Here is a 17,370-nt window from a genome sequence, read left to right on the forward strand (position 1 = left end):
GAATGCACATAGAGGGAGGCCGTTGATCGCCCGAAGAATAGTTCTAAACGCTGGGCTTCTCCTTAATGAAATTCTCATAGGTTCTGCGCATCTTCCTTCCCACACGTTCGCGATACAGCGCGTAGGACGTGACTGGACTGCGTGGCATCCTTTCTCGAAGGTCGTCAAGTGTGTGGGGGAGTGTGGCGCTATCTGGTTGAAACACGGTCCGAACCCCAGTAAACAAAGAGTTGTACACGGACATCGCCATTTCCGGGGCACGTTCGACACCTTCATCTATCGCGGTCTCAACGGCGTCAACAAGTTCGGGAGCTTTCCAATGTTCTGGCGCAAGAGCACGCTGAGAATATCCAGCCGTCTCGTAGAAGTAGGGTACTTTGAAATTCCACGACAGGCCGATGCTTGGAATGCCGAATGCAAACGAGGTGATGCTTGCATGAAGCCGATAGGCGATAATTCCGTCGCAGGCTTTTAGCTCGGAGATGAGGTCTTCCGGCCGATTGATCGGGCACTTGAAATGGTCGGGGGAGATGTTGTTCTTCCGCACAAAATCATCTAGGAACACTTCGTCAGCATAGTGCCCGGTGGTCAATAATTTGTAGTCGTATCCCTTCTGGCTGAGTGACGCAATGACATCCGTCCAGAGCTTGTGCTGCTTCTTTGCAGTGAAGGGGATCTTGTTGTCCTTAAAGAGACCTCTACGGGCTACAAATAATCCAATGCGCTTCCTTGGCTGGGTTCTCTGCTCGCTCGTCAGGGGCTGTACAGGTTCTGCCCCTGAACTCGGTTGAGAGATCGGGGTTTGTACTCGTTCTTGACGCGGCGCGCTTCTCTCTCCCACAGCACGGGCCGCAGTATCTCCTCTTCGTTGTATTTTGCGTGTAACAGAGCCGTTCCCAGAAAGTATCGCGGCAACGGTCTTCCGTGCTTTGCGGGCAAGCTTTCGCGGGGTGCTGGCAGGCGGCCTTTTAACCGGAGGAGCCGGGGCCTTCCGAAACACGATATCTGCCAGTACTGCCGGGTCAGCCACTTGGGCGACAGGAATTGATGTACCTTCAACGTACTTCTTGGCAGATTCGTAATCGTCTCGCGTTGTGATTTGCCGGACGCATGGGAGATTGAGCGCATCCTTAAGCTCTAGGCACTTCGGGTTTGAACCGTCGAAGGCTTCGATGCCGATGCTCGAGAAGAGCACGGGTACCTCGTATTCTTGCGCGAGTTCCAGCGTAGTAATCGTCTTGCGGTAGAAGTCTTGGTACCTGTAGTTGAACAGGGGTGCGCCGCCGAAAATGATGAGGTCGGCTTGAGAAACTGACTCCTCTGCTGATTCGAGGAGTGCCCTGTCTCCAGTACTCAGATACCTCTGGGTAATGATACCTGCAGCCCTGCTGCTAATGTTGTACTCTTCTTCGCCATAGCCAAGGTTCTTCATGACGGCATGAAGAATACTGATAACGGAAGCCTCAATGATTTGGTCCCCGACGTTATCTGAATCTCGGTTAGTCAATAGCAAAATTTGCTTCTGGTTCGACATCCTGCCTCAATTCGTCTCAGTGCGTCCTGAACACGAAGTTAAGCCGGGCCCAATCATTCATTGCGAACCGCACGTAACCTCAGTGAGATTGTACTGGTGAAATCTGTGCGGAAGAACGATGACTCGAATGAATGGCGCGCTAGAAGCACGTACATACTGGCCGGCACTGGGAGGGTGCCTACTTCGCCAGAAACCTACCGATCCGGCGCCTAGCACGGACGAGCCCATTGGGTCTCGGTAGCGATATCACTGGAGGTTCATCATCCATGGTTGGATTCCAGAAGGACTCATTTGCCCGTTGACCCGAAGGAACGGTGTTCGTACCTGGCTCAGTCTTTGCCAACGTAGGGCGTTCCCAAGCAACGTTCTCACGGACAACCCGCGCGGGAGCGCCGGCAGCAACCACATTGTTTGGGATGTCCTTCGTTACGATGCTTCGAAAACCAACGATCGAGCCGGAGCCGATCGTAACGCCACCTGATACGGCCGCGTGTTTGCCCAGCCACACGTGCTCGCCGATCGTAATGTCACGTGCAGGGTTTGTCCGCGATCCCGTGACCGTGTCGTAAATGGCATGATCTTCATCAGTCGCGATCTCCACATTTGATGCGAGCATGCAATCGTTGCCGATAATGACTGACGCTCCTCCAGAAGCCCGAACAAGTGCTTTGGTTTCAGCACCAACGTTTGCTCCGATCCTGATAGAGGATTTCTCTCTAATCACTAAGTCGAAACGCAGTCCCGTACGCTTTTTTGTGGTCTCGGCAATACTGACAAAGCCTTCGTTTCCAGTGAATATGGCCGATAGCGAGCCAATCATGACCGGATTCGCAATTCTGAGCACATTGTTCGAGCCCTGGAACTGGATGTCGATGTTAGTCGAGATGGGTGGCCCATCGTATTCGATACGGTTTCCCTTTTGATCCTTGTATCGTTTGAGTACCCGAACGTGAGTGCGACTTTTGGCTTGGTCAGGCCCGTCCCCCGATCCAAGACCCTTGCCACCGTCCCACTGCGCAACCAATACCGCCGCAGCGATTCTGTTGACAGGGAGATGCGGGATGACCGCACCGTCTTCCAGCACAGCCTTTCGGGCCTCGAGTTCCTTCCCATTCACGTCCGATGCCTCGACAGAGCCATCTTCGAGGTACCAGAACCATCGGTTGTCAATCCGGAACCGGAGTGTCCAACCGGTGAAGTTTCGGTCCTTCGCTTGGAAAAGACTCTTCGGTATCTGGAACGAGCCGTCGTTTTGGACGGTCGTACCTCTCCATGTGTACTCCAAGCGATTGCTATCTAGCTGTTTGCTGCGCGGCATATTCTCTGTCGTTTGTACGATGACCGATGGCGATTGTGCTGCGCCGCTATGGAACAGTATCGGATAAGTCAAGCCGTATCGGTAGAGGTTCGCCCGCTCGATATCTTGTTCGGATTCTTCCTGAGTCCTCCTTTCGGCTTCACTAAGCGCCGTGAGAATAAAGTTGGAGGACCGCTGGCGCCCTTGGTCTAATGCAGTACGCGCAGAGGTATAGTCAATGGCTGAAGCAAAATCGCGGACGTCGTCGTCCATGTCAAATTGTTGCTCTTCTAAGCCAAAGCTGCGAAGAAAGCTGGGTACTTTCTGACCGTTCCTACTTCCAACGAAGAATAGTTTTTCAAAGAGCATCGAAAAACAGCAGCCATGGAAGGAGTTGGTGAACACGGCATCTGCACTGCGGATATAGCCGAGCCACTCTTCCATTCCTACGTCGTACCGAGCGATATGCTTTACGTCAGGGTCCGTAACCTTGCCATACTTAAATGGCCGATCGGACAGTTCGACAAAGGTCAGGTTATGAAGCTTGGCGTATTCGACCGCCTTGGCAATGGTGTCCTTGGATTGTTCCATGACGTAATACAGAAGGACATAACCTTGTTCACGCGGAGTCACGGCGAGCTCATCCCACAAGGTCCGATCGTGGAGGAGTACGGGATCGAGAACTAGTTCCGGGGAGGTATTCGTGTTGTCATCAACGTAACTGCGAAAGTCATCTTCTCTAATGCTCACGGCATCGAATCGATCAACGTACTGTTTGAAGAGAGCAAGCTGGTCATCTGTCAAATCTCCAGAGGCGCCGCGGCTGGCAGCGTAGGCGATCTTCGCCTTACCATCGAATGCTTTGCTCCCCAAAAGGAATCCACGATCGAAAGTATGGCGCGGAATCGTCTGCCAAATGACGTCGGTCACACAGATGTAACAGTCGAATCCAGGGTCACGTGTTTCCAACAAGTCAGAATCGTAGACTTCTTCGGTGAAAATCAGGTTCTCTTGAGCGAAATGCTCGAACTTATCGAGCCGCCTCTCACGTTCCTCTTCCGCGGTCCAGTAGCCCAAAGCCAGTTCCGCACGCTTCCTAATCGTTGCTGGGTCCTTCTTATTGCGGAGAGCGTCAAGGTATTGCTGTTTGGCGCCCTCAGCTGGATGCCGCATATCGAAATTGCCGTAGTAAGCGGGCTTGTAGTCAAGAATGGTTGACTCGTACCCGTGTTGCTTGAGGAATTGCTGGAAGGCATAGATGTGCAGATCGCATGCGAAGTTCAGGAACTTCGCATACTTGTTGATGCCGATAAGCCCGATCTTCATCTGGCACCTTTCGATGTGGGTGTTGTACCTACGACCCAAAGGATTGTACAGGTTATTGCCTAGGTGTCGCTTAGCCCAATGATCACGGCAGCTATTGTGTGTCAACCCTTCAGCGCGAGTTCACCCGGCTTCAACGAGAGTTCACCCTTCTTCAACATCAGTTCACTCGTTGGATGTTATTGATTCGATATCGTACGGTAACATTGCGGTAACACAATGGTGCAATGCGCCTGTGGTAAACGAAAAGGCTGCCCTACAAGGCATTCCTCTCGTGCTTGATGGCGAGCGTGAACCACGAAAATCTGTCAGATTGTTGCCGAGTTCTGGAGGGAATCGGTTTGCAGGCACCGCAACAGGCAAACATGGGGACAACTGCGCTCTTGCGCCGTATTCACGCCGATGACGTGGTGCATGCCGCGAAGATGGCGAACCTACTTCGGCAGGGCTTTACTAGGAGCGGGGCTTGCCAGTACTTGCTGGACGGCGATGTAGCGGGGGAGAAGCCCGACAAGAGCGCTCGCAGCACGGCGGGGAACGTGATCTCTCGCCACGACTTCTATCTACTGGACCCGCTTAACGGTAGAGAGCGCTGGCTCTCCAGCAGACTCGGCGCGCACAGGACATGGTCAAGCCAGCTCCTCCCGCCCCTGTACTGCTCCATCGCTTCCCGTGACGGCGCTCTTGAGGTGACGCGGCTGAGCCATGTTCTGGACGGGCTGTCCCGGAGCATGGATGGTGTTCTGGCGTTGATCGAATCCAGAAGAATCGTGAGGTTGTGGCCGGATTCGTGGGATCGTGGCCCGGGCTATTGGCTGACCCACGACGGGCGAACGTACGGAATTGATGGCCAGCCGGCCAACGCCAAAGAAATCGTTGCTTTCATCGACGAACTGGCGCACAAAGCGGGCCGGCTCGTCCTGTCACAGGGCGACGATCCCGCCGCACAGATGGGTAGCCAGCTAGGATACTCGGACGCAGTTGTTCGCTTCTACCTTGCCAAGGACGAATCGAAGGCTCGCGTTGTTGATGCTTTCCTCCTTGCGGGAGATTCACTACGCCGCTCAGATAGCGCGATCTTGGCACATGATGATCACTGGGCGGGCACGCGGTTTGCGGCTGAGTTGCAGGTGGATCTCGCTACATCGGAGATCATGGGCCGGACCCCTCAAGAAGAGACGAATCCCAAGCTCCTTGGACTCGATCACGCTGTTGCAGGCATTGAAACGGCCCTCTCGGATGAGGATCTCCGCTTCCGCTTCATCTCCGTGGATGTTGCGCTCACATCGGATGGGTACAGGGTGGAGGACGTTGCGCGGGCGCCGAGGTATCCGCGCACGGTGCCCTTCTCCGCGCAAGCCACCGAGTTTCTCCTCCCACGACGTCAGGAGAAGCGCGCCGAACTGGCAAAACGGCCAAGTACCGCAGCCCGCGCCGCCGCGAAGGTTGGCAACAAGGCGGGAAGGTTCGGCCGAAGGCTCACTGCGTTCCAGCTGCGCTCAACCGGGTTTACCGGCCGCATGGCGCGATCTTGGGTCAGGCAACTTGAGCAGGATTGGCATAAGGACGACGAGTTTTCGGGCGCCTTCCGCCGGGATGCGCATCGCATGGGCTACATGCCCACTACGCTGGCGCGATTCAATATCTCGAAACTTAACGCCCATGAGTACATCTCGGAGAAAGACTACCGATACGTCCAGCCACTGAACGGCAAGTACGCAAAGTGGGTTCGGGATAGGGCATCGGTGCGTGAGATTTTCAAGCCGTACTCTGAGTTCTTCGAATCGGCTCACTACCAGTTCTTGTGGCGCGATGGCGAACTTCAGATCCTTCCGCTGTCCGAAGATTCCCGTGAATACCCCGCCACGGCAGATGGCATCGGCGCCTTCCTCGCAAGCACAGGGCGCGAGCTTGCTGCCGTATCCTCCGCCTACACGGGCAGAACACGCCTTGCCATCAGCTTCACGGATTCCCACTTCGTTGTTGATAATCGCCGCTACACCAGCGATGAGTTCCAGGAACTCATGCGTGCTCGCGCGAGGCGCCGCCCCATGGTCATCATCGAACCGGTGGCACCGGACGAAACCCTGTCCCAGCAGTTCCCGGAAGCCACGAGTGACCTCCGGATCGTCATGATGAACGCGGATGGTGCCTCCCCGCAGGTTGCCGAAGCCTTCGTTGCCGTGACGCAGCATGTGAACATCAATGATGTGGCAGCGGCCGCATCGCACGCGGGCCCGGCTGTCGAACTGGCCACCAACCCCAGCCTTCTCGAAGCCGAGATCGCGCTGCAGCAAGAAGCTGATGATGACGATGCGCTCTCCGGTCCAACGTCTCAAGACTGGCGGGAAATCGCGGCTGATATAGCCGAAGAAGGTGTAGCTGCACAAGATTCTCGTGTCACATTCCTGTCCCGGATCGATACTCAGAGCGGCGAATACCGCGGCGCTCGGGCCGTGATAGATCAGCGCCTGTATTCGTTTGATGTTGATCCTCTCAGCGGCAACGCTTTCGCTGGCAAGGTCAGGCAGTGGGAGGCCATCACCCAGCAACTCACCGCGATGTGCCGGTTTGCTCCGCAGCTTGAATTCGTGGAGTTCACATTGGTGCCTCAAGGCGATTCCTTCGCTATCACGCGGGTTTCGGCGATGCCCGATTACGGGTACGTGTTCCCTTTCCAGCCGCACACGGTTGAGTTCCTGCAGGACAGGGTGGGACGCAAGAAGGCGGAGATGAGCGACGCCGCGAAGCGCGTGGGGAAGTGGCTGCACAACGCCAAGCTCAGGATCCGCAGAAGCTTTGGTCAGGCCCTCTACCCCAAGGGTCTCGTTCCCTACCAGTCCGTCCGATGGATTGGTGATGTCATGCGGGATGTCCGGGAGCCGAACGGGATTCCTCTGCGCAAGAAGCTGTGGGCCTACCGCAACGGATTGCTTTCCTACCGGATCACGCAGTACGGCATCACGAAGGAGAATCGGGAGGAGTTCATCTCCGATCTCGAGTATCGCTGGTTGCGCCACATCAACAAGAAGTACAAGTACTGGCTGGAGGATAAGATCTCCATCAAGTACGTGGCTTCCCAGTTCAATGAGTGTTTCCCGGCCTACTACTACTTCACCAGCTTGCATGACGGCGAGAACAAGGTCATCCCGATGATGGATTGCCCGGAGGGCTTCGGGGCAAGTTTCGATGAGATTTTGCGGCTAGCGCGCGAACGAGGGGTGCTTGCGCTTAAGCCCGACGAGGGTTCCCACGGGGATGGCTTTTATCGTTTAGATTTTGACGACGACGGATACTCGCTCAATGGCGAAGCGGCAACGCAGGCTGATGTCGTGGCTATCTTGGCCGACCCGTCCAACCAGTACCTGATCACCGAGTTCATTCAAACCCACCCTGATCTTGCCCAGATCTATCCAAAGGCGGTGAACACAATCCGAATGATCGTGTTCAAACGCGATGGAGTGACCCCGCAGATTGGCACCGCCTACTTCCGGATCGGGACCGAGGCCTCGGGGTTTGTGGACAATACGGCTCAGGGCGGCATGCTGGCGCAGATCGATATTGATACAGGCGAATTCGGGAACGCTCAGGTTCTGAGGGATGGGTATGTGCAGCCGTGCCCCGTTCATCCAGATAGCGGAGTCCTCATTGAGGGCGTTATCCCGGATTGGCAGTCCGTGAAGTCAACGGTTCTCCAGATCGCCGAATCAATGCAGCAGCTGGAGTTTCTTGGCTTCGATCTGGCGATTACGCCCGATGGGATCAAGCTGCCAGAGATCAACCGTTCTCCCGATTACCCGCGTATCCAGAAGCTGACGCCGGAGACCATCGAGTATTTGCTCTACAAGGTGGAACAGAAGAAACGGGCCACGGGCTATTACCATCGGCGCCGGGCGATCATCGATTTGCCGCCACGTGGAGGTGCCTGATGAGCATTCCAGCGGTTGTCGCGGCAGGTACTCGCGCAGTGATGCGAGCCGTATATGCGCCAATGAAGAGATTCTGCAGGACCGATCCGTGCAAGGTTGTATTGATCAGCAGGCAGTCTGACCACCTCTCCATCGATTTCGAGCTGACGCTACAGGAAATCACATCGCGCCTTCCCGAGGCCAAGACGGTCGTGATCACGAAACGCCTTGAAAAGAGTTGGCGCTCGGCTCTCGGATTCTTCTGGGCACAGATCGCGAGTCTGTACCATCTGGCAACGGCGCAGGTGGCGCTCCTCGAATCGTACTGGCCCGCCGTTTCGGCCGTAGAGCATAAGGAGGAACTGACGGTTTTCCAGCTGTGGCATTCCCTCGGCAAGATCAAGAAGTCGGGCCGCCAAACTGTTGGTCAGCAACAGGGATGGTCAGCAAGCGTTGCCAACGAACTGCGGATGCATCACGGCTACGATTTCGTGGTTGCTGGCGCAGAAGCGTGGAACCCGGCGTACCGCGCCTCCTTTGGAATCGCTGAGCACCAGATCCTCAACATCGGATTGCCACGTGCGGATTATCTGATCAACCACCATGAAAGAGCCAGCCGGGCCGTTTTCCAGAGTTACCCGGAGCTGAACGATGGCAAGCCCATCGTCTTATACGCTCCAACGTTCAGGCGAACAGGCGGGGCGAGCACTGGGGCGAAGAACGTGCTTGCTGATATTGATACCACCGAGTTCCACCTTGTTGTGAAAGGGCACGCGAACCAGCCGCTTCTGGCTTCCCACTCCAGCGTTATCGAGTGCTCGGAATTCACTGGAATGGAGCTGCTGGCCGTTGCGGATATGCTCATCACCGATTACTCGGCGATCGCCGTTGAGGCTGCGTTGATTGGGTTGAAAACCATCTATTACCTCTTCGATTACGAAGAGTACAGCCAACAGAACGGACTTAATCTGGACTTGCCGGCTGAGTTTCCTGAGCTCGTTGCCTTCACTCAGGAAGAACTTGAAGACAAGCTGGCCAGCGCGTACCCATACGAAGCACTTGAGCGGTACCAGCAGAAATACCTGTTCGAAGATCCCGGGCATTCCACTGCAGATCTTGTGAACATACTGGAGGAGAAGGGGCAGTTATGCCGGTAGCGGTGAAGAAGACGGTCAAGTTCTTGAAGTTGACCTATCTGTGGGTTGTCCGAATTCTCTTCGCATCAAACCACTTCAACGTGCCGTTCTGGCGGCGGCTGCATCTGGCCATTGTCGGTGGATTCGTACCGGACCAGTACGTTCTCTATGATCTGAAGCATCGGCCAAAATCGGCCTACCTCTCAGAGTTTGATTGGTACCGTTCACGCTTCATTAATGACCCCTTTAACCCAATGCTCAACAATAAGATTGTGTGCGCTGAGGTGATGAAGGATGATGCTCTGGTTCCCGAAACCCTGTTCATCAAGAACAAGGGCCGCTACGTGTCCTACGCAGATCGCAAGCGTTTGTCCAACGTGGACGGCGCGATGGATGCGCTGAAAGAAGCCGGGTCCGTTTTCATGAAGCCGATCGGAGCTGGCAAGGGCAAGGGAGTCCACCGGTTAGATTTCCGCGATGGCCAGACATATCTAGACGAAACGGCCACGCCGCCTTCTGATATCAAGGCGCTGCTGCGCAAACAAGATGGCTGGTTCTTCTGCCGCTGCATCGAACAGCATCCGGGCCTTGCAAAGATCTATGACAAAACATCCAACACGATCCGGTTGATTACTTTGCGTGATCCGGAAAACGGCAAATTCAAGGTGTTCTTTGCCGTTCTGCGCATTGGGACGGCGAAGACTGTCCCGATCGATAACGGAAGCGTTGGCGGCCTCGTCGCCAAGATTGACTTGGACACGGGTACGTTATCCGAGGCCCGCTCATTGTGGGCCCAGACTGTTCATCCAGTACATCCCAACTCGGCCGCACCGATCGAGGGGGTCCAGATCCCTCAGTGGGAGGAACTGAAGGCACAGATGGTGGAACTGGCTGAGCGGTTCCCGTTCCTTCAGTTCGTGGCATGGGACATTCTCTTGGCGCAGGAAGGCCCTTACATCATTGAGGCGAACACATCATCGGGAGTGAACATCATCCAGATCTGGGGCCCGCAGCGGCAAAACGAACTTGGTGACTTCTACCGCGCTCATGGAGTGATTCACTGATGTCACGCTACGTCATCATGGCGAACGGCAACGGAACCAGATGGAAGGGTTACCTTGGTACGCCCAAACACCTGCTGACCATTGATGGAGAAACTCTTCTGACTCGGATAGTGCGTCAGATCCGTGAGCGTGAGCCCGGCGCGGAGGTGTATGTTTCCGCCGAGAACCCGCAGTACGAAACGCCTGGGGCAATCCGCCACGCGCCGCAACGAAAAGAGATCGAGCTTGACAGGTTCGTCCCTGAGCTCCTATGCGATGGCGTGTGCTTCTTGTACGGAGATACGTTCTATACCGATGATGCCATGGACACCATCATGGCTGGTATGGACGAATCGATGCAGTTCTTTGCCACACAGCGAAGCATCGTTGCTGTCAAGACGGAAGATGCGGATCTCATGTCAAAGCACCTCGAAAACGTTCGTACCCAATACACCTCCGGGCGCATCACGCGGTGCAAAGGTTGGCAGGTTTACCGTTCCTACAAGGGCCAGCCACTTGACGGTCTTGGCGCGGCCGATGAAGGTCTCATCTTGATCGAGGATGAGACCGGCGATTTCAACCGTCCGGAAGATCTCCAACGTTTTGCGGCGGCCAGAACACAAGATGGGCATGAGGAGGCGCAGATGTCTCTTGCCACCTCGCCGTCGTCGCCAAATCTTGACGAAAGACATGACTATGCCCGCTAAAGAATCGTACGAAGCCAGTCCACAACGCCTCGAAAAAACCCTTAAACCACACTGGGTCTGGGCAATCGCTCTCGGATCCGCAATCGGATGGGGCGCGTTTATCCTTCCCTCGGACTGGATAGGCACCGCAGGACCCCTCGGGGCGATGCTGGGGCTTGCCATCGGGGGTGCCCTCATGATCGTTGTGGGCGTGAGCTACGGCTTCCTTGCGCGGGTCTTCCCAGTCTCTGGAGGAGCCTTCGCCTACACGCTCGTGGGCTTTGGTAGGCGCCACGCCTACGTGTGTGCGTGGTTCATGACGCTGGGCTATGCCTCGATCGTTGCCTTGAACGCCTCGGCACTGGGCGTGCTTGCGCGTCACGTTGTCCCCCAAGTGGCCGAACGCGGTTACCTGTACACCATCGCGGGCTGGGACGTGTATTTCGGCGAGGTAGCGGTGGCCACGATCGCCCTCATTGCGTTCGCCTTCCTGAACGTGCGCGGCGGAGGAAACTCGGCACGCCTTCAGTTCTGGATGTGCGTGTTGATGATTGGTGCGATCGCAATTGTGCTGATCGGAGTGGTGGCCTCCCCACAGGGTGAGCCTTCCCATGTTGAACCACTGTTCAGCCCGGATAACACTCCAATAGCGGGGATTCTGGCGATCGTAGCGATCGCTCCGTGGGCGTTCATCGGGTTTGATAACATCCCGCAGGCCGCCGAAGAGTTCAGTTTTCCGGCATCCAAGGCATTCCGCCTGATCTTCTGGTCGCTGATCGTGGCCACACTCCTGTATGTGGCGATGATCCTGACAACCGCCGTGGGCGCGCCGTGGCAGGAGGAACTTGCAAAGAACTCGGTGTGGATGACGGCCGATGTTGTGGTGGGAGCGATGGGAACCGCCGGCCTCGTAGTGCTGTGCATCGCCGCTTTCATGGGGATCGCGACGGGGCTGAACGGTTTCTACATGTCCAGTTCCCGCGTTCTTCTGGCGATGGGACGCGCCAAGATGATCCCCGCGGTGTTCGCCAAGGTGAATCCGAAGTATGGGACTCCGAGTGCCGGGATCTGGTTCGTGTTCGGCGTGTGCCTCATCGCTCCGTGGTTTGGACGCACGGCTCTGAACTGGATCGTGGATATGGCCTCGATCGGCTTCACCTTTGCGTTCACCTACACCTGCTTGTGCGCGTTTCGGATGTTCACTTGGACCGGCCGGGAGGAACACGTGCCTGATTCAGCCTCCACCACTCGCAAGCTGTTGGCTGGGCTTGGCGTAGTGGTTGCCGTAGCCTTCATGATCCTTTTGCTCGCCCCGGGATCTCCCGCCCAGCTGTCTACACCATCGTTCATTGCGATGGGAGTGTGGGTACTGATCGGGATAGTGTTCTATGTGAGCCGAAGGAAGCGGAGCCAAGAAGTATCCGACGAAGAGGTTGATCTGGCGGTTCTGGGCCATGCCCGGCCCGAATGGGCGGGGCTGCGGTAGAAGTGGGGCACACCAGATGAACAGGACATGTGCGACGACGCAACAGTGGAGAGAACGAGCATGCTAGCTGATATCCCTCAACTCAACGTGTACCCGCGGGATCAGATTGCGGAGTACATCGAAGCCGTTAGTTCGGGCCGCAATGCCGGCGTCCAACTGTTAATCGATGCGGCGAACAAGAAGGGCGCCACGCATACGTGGATCAACAACTCAACGGCAATTGTGGAGCACAAGGGCAAGAGAATTCTTGCTTACCGGTATTTCGGTGCGGAGTCTGCTCTGGCCGCCGTTCTATACGGAGATAAGGCATTCACTAAAGAAGTTTGGGAGAAGGCAGGTGTCGCTACCCCCAAAGGCGGCCTAGTTTCCTCTGCAGCCGAGGCGATCGCGTTCCAGCGCGAGATTCGGGCACCAATCGTTGTCAAGCCACGGTTTAGCTTTGCGTCCAAAGGCGTGAGTGTAGAACTCAGCACTGAGCAGGAGATTCGTGACGCATACACGTTGGCTAAGCGCTATAACCGTGATGTTCTTGCAGAGGAGTTTCTTGAGATCCAAACCGAATACCGATGCTTCGTAGGCGCTGGCGAGGTTTATGCGCTCGTGGAGCGGCTCCCTCCACACGTTATAGGTGACGGCACCTCGACCATTGGAAAACTCATTGAAGACCGTAACCACGTGCGCGAAACGATCCCGAGTACACGAAACGAACCAATCGAAATTGAGGGGCGTGTAGAGTCCTATCTTGCAGCGCGCGGCAAGTCAGTGGAGACCGTACTGCCAAGCGGCGAAATTCAGCAGCTCAGCCACATGAGGATTCTCGGGGAGGGCGGAGACCTCTACGGGGTGCTAGATAAAGCGAGCGATGGGCTCAAGGAGCTGGCGGTCACGGCCGCGGAGGTGATTCCCGGCGCTCACTGGGCTGGATTGGACCTTATTGAGACTGCTGAGGGCAAGATCTACGCGATTGAGATCAACTCGAATTCACAGACGAATGGAATCGAGTACCCGTCCTACGGCCAGCCGATACCAATTGCCAAGATCTTACTCGAGGAGCGATTCAAGCAAGCCGAGAAACCTAGGTTACGAAATCGAGTCCTTCGTCAAGCGAAGATCAAGACACCGCCACCGAGCGGTAGCGCCCAGCAACCGCCTATTGAATCTGACGGTCCCGACAATATACTGCTTCACCGCCTTTTCTATCGATACCTTGTGGCTCAAGGATATGAGCTGGAATGGATCGGTCGAGCGGTTGTTAAGGCGCACAAGGGGCGTAAGGTTCACTGGTTTGCCGGGTGTCTTTCCATAGGCGACCTCGCCGTTGTACAGAATGTGATGAGGAAGCATGCTCTGGTCCGGAGGGCGTTGAACGCGGCGAATGTTCCACGGACAAACGGCAAGGTGATGAAGACGGGAGAAAAGCTCAAAGAGTATCTGGCTGAACAGAATCGCCCGATTGCGGTGACACCTCATTCTGGCAAATGGAAGGGAGCGGAGGTGTCCGTATGCCTGACTCCCGAGGAGGCTCCGATTCGTGAGAACCAAGCGACGAAGTATGGCTATTATGTTCAACCAGTTCGGCCCGGTACCCGGCTGCGCATCCTAGCTGGGCCGGATAAGTGTTTCGCTGTGCTTCAAACGGACACGAATACGCTGGAACAGATCGACGAGTCAGTAGCTCTCGCCAGTCAAGCAGTTCGTGCCATCCCGGGGCTACGCTGGGCAGCCGTTGATGTAGTCCTCCCGAAGACTTCCAGTGGGGAGACCCGACCGTGGGTGGAAGGCTTATCCACTGATCCTGTAGTGTCACGGGTTCATCGGCTCGTTTGTGGAGAACTCGATGAGTTCTACGAGTTCTTATTGTCCGCTGTGGATTCTCAATGAAACACTGCAACGGTCAGGTTGACACTACGAGGAACTTTGAGCAGAGGGGTTACTGATGCGGATTCGTCGCAAGAAGAAGTCAGCTGAAATCTCACCAACCCATGGTTTGGATGATCCGTTAGCGGCGTTGGACGCAAAGGCCATCGGACCGCAACTGACTGCGAGTGAAGAGGACGTTGAGAGGATCGCAGTCACTAACCCGGCTGCCAGCTACGTTATGGTTCCGGGCGTGGGTTCCATACTCTCCAGTGGGACGAGAGATTCGGGAACTGCGGTAGTCCCACCGGCTGTGGGAGGCCTGCCGCTCCTGTGGGTAGGCCGTGCAGCATATTCTTCGAAGGGGATCGCGGCCGTATTCTTCTCCGGCTCACTCCACTCCATTGGTAGGGCGGCGTTCTTCAAGTGCCGACATCTGAAAACTGTGCTGTTCACGGACACGATCGAATATATCGGGCGATCGGCGTTTGCGTATTGCACCGAGTTGGAGACTGTTGAGCTCCCTGCCGGACTGAGAACGCTCGGAAAGCGTGCGTTCCGCGGCTGCGAGCGGTTGCGGCACGTGACCATTTATGAGACTGTGGCGGCCATTGATGATGGTGCTTTTGAGGGCTGCGCACCTGACCTTGTCATTCATTGCGTCCAAAGATCTTTCGCTGATTCATGGGCACGCAGGCACGGAATCAACGTGATCCACGACGTCCCAGAGCAGGGCCACGAGCCGAGCGCCAATGCGCCCAAGGAGTTCGTGGAAGACGGAATAATGTATCGCTCCGTCGCCCCCGGTACCGCGGAGGTGCGCGGAGTCATTGATCATGAGGTAGCTAGCCTGACGATTCCTGGCACGGCTGCGGAACGAACTGTGACTGGAATTGGCCCTCGTGCCTGCTACGGGTTGATGAATCTGGAAGAGGTCACGTTGCCACGCGCTCTCCAGTACATCGGAGCGGAAGCTTTTCAGCAGTGCCCGAGCCTCAAAGCCGTCAACGGTCTCCTGCGTGTTTCGGTAGTGAGCATGCGAGCCGGGCTGGAGAGCTTCACTCAACGAAAGAGCCCTCAAGGCAAACACGATGTGGACGCTGATTACATTCGCCTCACGCCGCGGATGGTTTCGCAGATGCTGGAGATTCCTCTACCCGAAGATGCCGGTGTTCCACGTGACAGCGTGTTCAGCGAAGTGGCGGCCGGTGAGTTATCGAGTTCCCGGGGCAGCTTGTACTTCTGCCGGACTTTGCCCTCTCCAGAACTATTGGACAGGCTCCTCGAACGAGGTATCGCAGCTTTTGTTGCTAGTGCCCCCGTTCGAAGTAGAGATGGGCGCGTTTTCCCAACGTTTATTCACCCGAACCCAGAGCAAGGATTCTTGGAGATCTGTTCGTGGATTGCTAGTCAGAACTTCGCAAAGACCATCGCCATCACAGGTTCAGTGGGGAAGACGACGACGAAAGAAATGATCCAGTTGGTGTGCTCTGCCGGTTTTCGCAGCATCTACAGCAAGGGCAACCAAAACGGGGTCGCACAGGTAGGGCGATACATTCAAAAGGTAGCGCTGACGACCGAAGTCCTTGTGCAAGAAACAGGTGCGGCCCATCCCGGTCTGATTGAATCAGACGCGCGGATGCTACATCCCGATGCTTTTGTCGTGACGAACATTGGGCTCAACCACGTGGGAAACTACGGGGGCAAGCAGGAGAACATCTTGAACGACAAGATGAGCCATGACAAGCATTTGCCAGAGAACGGCGTGGCCTTCATCAATTACGACGATGAGAAACTACGTGCTTACTCTGTGAATCATGCCGTGACATCGTATGGCATCGAGAGCAGAGATACCTCCTACTATGCCGATGAAATTACTGAATCTGATGGCGAGATTCATTTCGATATTGTCGAGTCATCGACTGAGTCTCGCAGCCCCACCATCGTTCATTCGTTCGGGCGATATAACGCGTCAAATGCCGTCGTGGCATTTGCGGTTGGTCGGTGGCTCGGGATTCCTGAGCGCAAGATTGTTGCGGCTATAGGGAAATATCGCGGTGAGGGACTCAGGCAGAATCTGGTCGAACTCGGAGGTCAGAGGGTTCTGGTCGATTGTTACAACGCATCAGAAACGGCCATCGTGAGTACCGCAGAAGCATTACGAACGATCACTGTCGGACCTAACGGCAGGAGAATACTCGTCTTCGCGGATATTGATGACAAGCTCGGTGACGTGACGGAGGAAGTACACCGCAGGGTTGGACGCGCAATCGCTGCGATGCCAAACATTGACCTATTCGTGTGTTTCGGTGAACATGCTGGGTGGTCTGCGGAGGAAGCTCGCAAGGCTGGGGCTCATGTGTACCACACGGTAGATCGGCATTCTCTCACCGAAAAGCTCCGGGCAGAGCTCCAGCCTTCTGACGTCATTGCCTTCAAAGGTGGGCAACAGATGGCTCTTTCCATCACGATCGATTCGCTGTTCGGCAGTTCGTTTGTGCTCCTTGACGGCGACGTACTGGTAAAACGCGGAACCCAGACCCACCGGAACGGGCTCCTCTATAGACACATCCGGGAGTTCGGCACCGAGATGAGGCGAATGACTCCCGAGTTTGCGGGAAACACCGTTCACATCGAACCAGAATTGGATGGGGAACCGGTCCTTATGGTCGGTAAACTCGCTTGCTCCGGGCGGCCAATCACCTCAGTCAAGATTCCCGAGCCCGTACGGACGATCGCACAGAGTGCATTCTTCCGCTGCGCGGCCTTGACGGATGTGTCACTTCCCAGCACGCTCCAGCTTATCGGCCGTAGTGCGTTCAATGGATGTATCTCCTTGGCGGATCTAGAGGTTCCCGATGGTGTGGCTACAATCGAGCAACGGGCATTCTTCGGTTGTAGCAACCTACGCCACCTCGATCTCCCAGCCACGGTGAAGACGATCGGTGCGGACGCTTTCAAAGGCTGCGATCAGCTAGAGATCAGGTGCCCAAAAGGCTCGTGGGTGGCGGGCCACCTTGCGAAGGAATGGCCAGATCTATCGGTCACTACCTACTAACTCAACTGGCTGGACTGTTCTCACCGATCTAAAGCTCGCTGA

9 protein-coding genes are annotated in these 17,370 nt (G+C 55.9%); 7 read left to right on the plus strand and 2 right to left on the minus strand.

Translation table 11 applies throughout. The features are described 5' to 3' along the window. Positions 1 to 43 precede the first annotated feature (43 nt). Together ACTHV6_RS01130 and ACTHV6_RS01135 are read right to left on the minus strand one after the other, a co-directional pair. A complete protein-coding gene (locus ACTHV6_RS01130) occupies positions 44 to 1,432 on the minus strand; it encodes a polysaccharide pyruvyl transferase family protein (RefSeq protein ID WP_441385424.1) in 1,389 nt (462 codons plus the stop codon). A 280-nt stretch (positions 1,433 to 1,712) separates the two neighbouring features. Next, entirely contained in the window at positions 1,713 to 4,157 is a 2,445-nt protein-coding gene (locus ACTHV6_RS01135) for a polysaccharide pyruvyl transferase family protein (RefSeq protein WP_441385425.1), read from the minus strand. Between the two features lie 287 nt (positions 4,158 to 4,444). Here ACTHV6_RS01135 and ACTHV6_RS01140 point away from each other — a divergent pair, with 287 nt between their 5' ends. From ACTHV6_RS01140 to ACTHV6_RS01170, 7 genes are read left to right on the plus strand one after another with little or no spacing between them, the layout of a single operon-like run. Then, the gene (locus ACTHV6_RS01140; RefSeq protein ID WP_441385426.1) at positions 4,445 to 8,083 is read left to right on the plus strand and encodes a sugar-transfer associated ATP-grasp domain-containing protein; all 3,639 of its coding nucleotides are present in this window, start codon (positions 4,445 to 4,447) and stop codon (positions 8,081 to 8,083) included. Further along, positions 8,083 to 9,219: a CDP-glycerol glycerophosphotransferase family protein gene (locus tag ACTHV6_RS01145; protein WP_441385427.1), complete on the plus strand. Its 1,137-nt coding sequence runs from the start codon at positions 8,083 to 8,085 to the stop codon at positions 9,217 to 9,219. The genes ACTHV6_RS01140 and ACTHV6_RS01145 overlap by 1 nt, the downstream gene beginning before the upstream one ends. Continuing rightward, positions 9,210 to 10,262 (plus strand): sugar-transfer associated ATP-grasp domain-containing protein, encoded by a 1,053-nt coding sequence (locus ACTHV6_RS01150; protein WP_441385428.1) that lies wholly within the window; start codon positions 9,210 to 9,212, stop codon positions 10,260 to 10,262. Before ACTHV6_RS01145 ends, ACTHV6_RS01150 begins: the two co-directional genes overlap by 10 nt. After that, positions 10,262 to 10,948, plus strand: a complete 687-nt coding sequence (locus ACTHV6_RS01155; protein WP_441385429.1) for an NTP transferase domain-containing protein — start codon at positions 10,262 to 10,264, stop codon at positions 10,946 to 10,948. Before ACTHV6_RS01150 ends, ACTHV6_RS01155 begins: the two co-directional genes overlap by 1 nt. After that, entirely contained in the window at positions 10,938 to 12,413 is a 1,476-nt protein-coding gene (locus tag ACTHV6_RS01160; RefSeq protein WP_441385430.1) for an APC family permease, read from the plus strand. Before ACTHV6_RS01155 ends, ACTHV6_RS01160 begins: the two co-directional genes overlap by 11 nt. A 60-nt stretch (positions 12,414 to 12,473) precedes the next feature. After that, positions 12,474 to 14,294: a hypothetical protein gene (locus tag ACTHV6_RS01165; RefSeq protein ID WP_441385431.1), complete on the plus strand. Its 1,821-nt coding sequence runs from the start codon at positions 12,474 to 12,476 to the stop codon at positions 14,292 to 14,294. Between the two features lie 55 nt (positions 14,295 to 14,349). Further along, entirely contained in the window at positions 14,350 to 17,328 is a 2,979-nt protein-coding gene (locus ACTHV6_RS01170; RefSeq protein WP_441385432.1) for a leucine-rich repeat protein, read from the plus strand. Positions 17,329 to 17,370 lie beyond the last annotated feature (42 nt).

It is taken from the genome of Ancrocorticia sp., from assembly GCF_052089425.1.
Lineage (GTDB): Bacteria > Actinomycetota > Actinomycetes > Actinomycetales > Actinomycetaceae > Ancrocorticia.

Bases quoted from the DNA above. Each gene is read 5' to 3' on its own strand.
- ACTHV6_RS01130 (WP_441385424.1), bottom strand. From the start codon at position 1,432: ATGAAGAACCTTGGCTATGGCGAAGAAGAGTACAACATTAGCAGCAGG.
- ACTHV6_RS01135 (WP_441385425.1), bottom strand. From the start codon at position 4,157: ATGAAGATCGGGCTTATCGGCATCAACAAGTATGCGAAGTTCCTGAAC.
- ACTHV6_RS01145 (WP_441385427.1), top strand. From the start codon at position 8,083: ATGAGCATTCCAGCGGTTGTCGCGGCAGGTACTCGCGCAGTGATGCGA.
- ACTHV6_RS01150 (WP_441385428.1), top strand. From the start codon at position 9,210: ATGCCGGTAGCGGTGAAGAAGACGGTCAAGTTCTTGAAGTTGACCTAT.
- ACTHV6_RS01155 (WP_441385429.1), top strand. From the start codon at position 10,262: ATGTCACGCTACGTCATCATGGCGAACGGCAACGGAACCAGATGGAAG.
- ACTHV6_RS01160 (WP_441385430.1), top strand. From the start codon at position 10,938: ATGCCCGCTAAAGAATCGTACGAAGCCAGTCCACAACGCCTCGAAAAA.
- ACTHV6_RS01165 (WP_441385431.1), top strand. From the start codon at position 12,474: ATGCTAGCTGATATCCCTCAACTCAACGTGTACCCGCGGGATCAGATT.
- ACTHV6_RS01170 (WP_441385432.1), top strand. From the start codon at position 14,350: ATGCGGATTCGTCGCAAGAAGAAGTCAGCTGAAATCTCACCAACCCAT.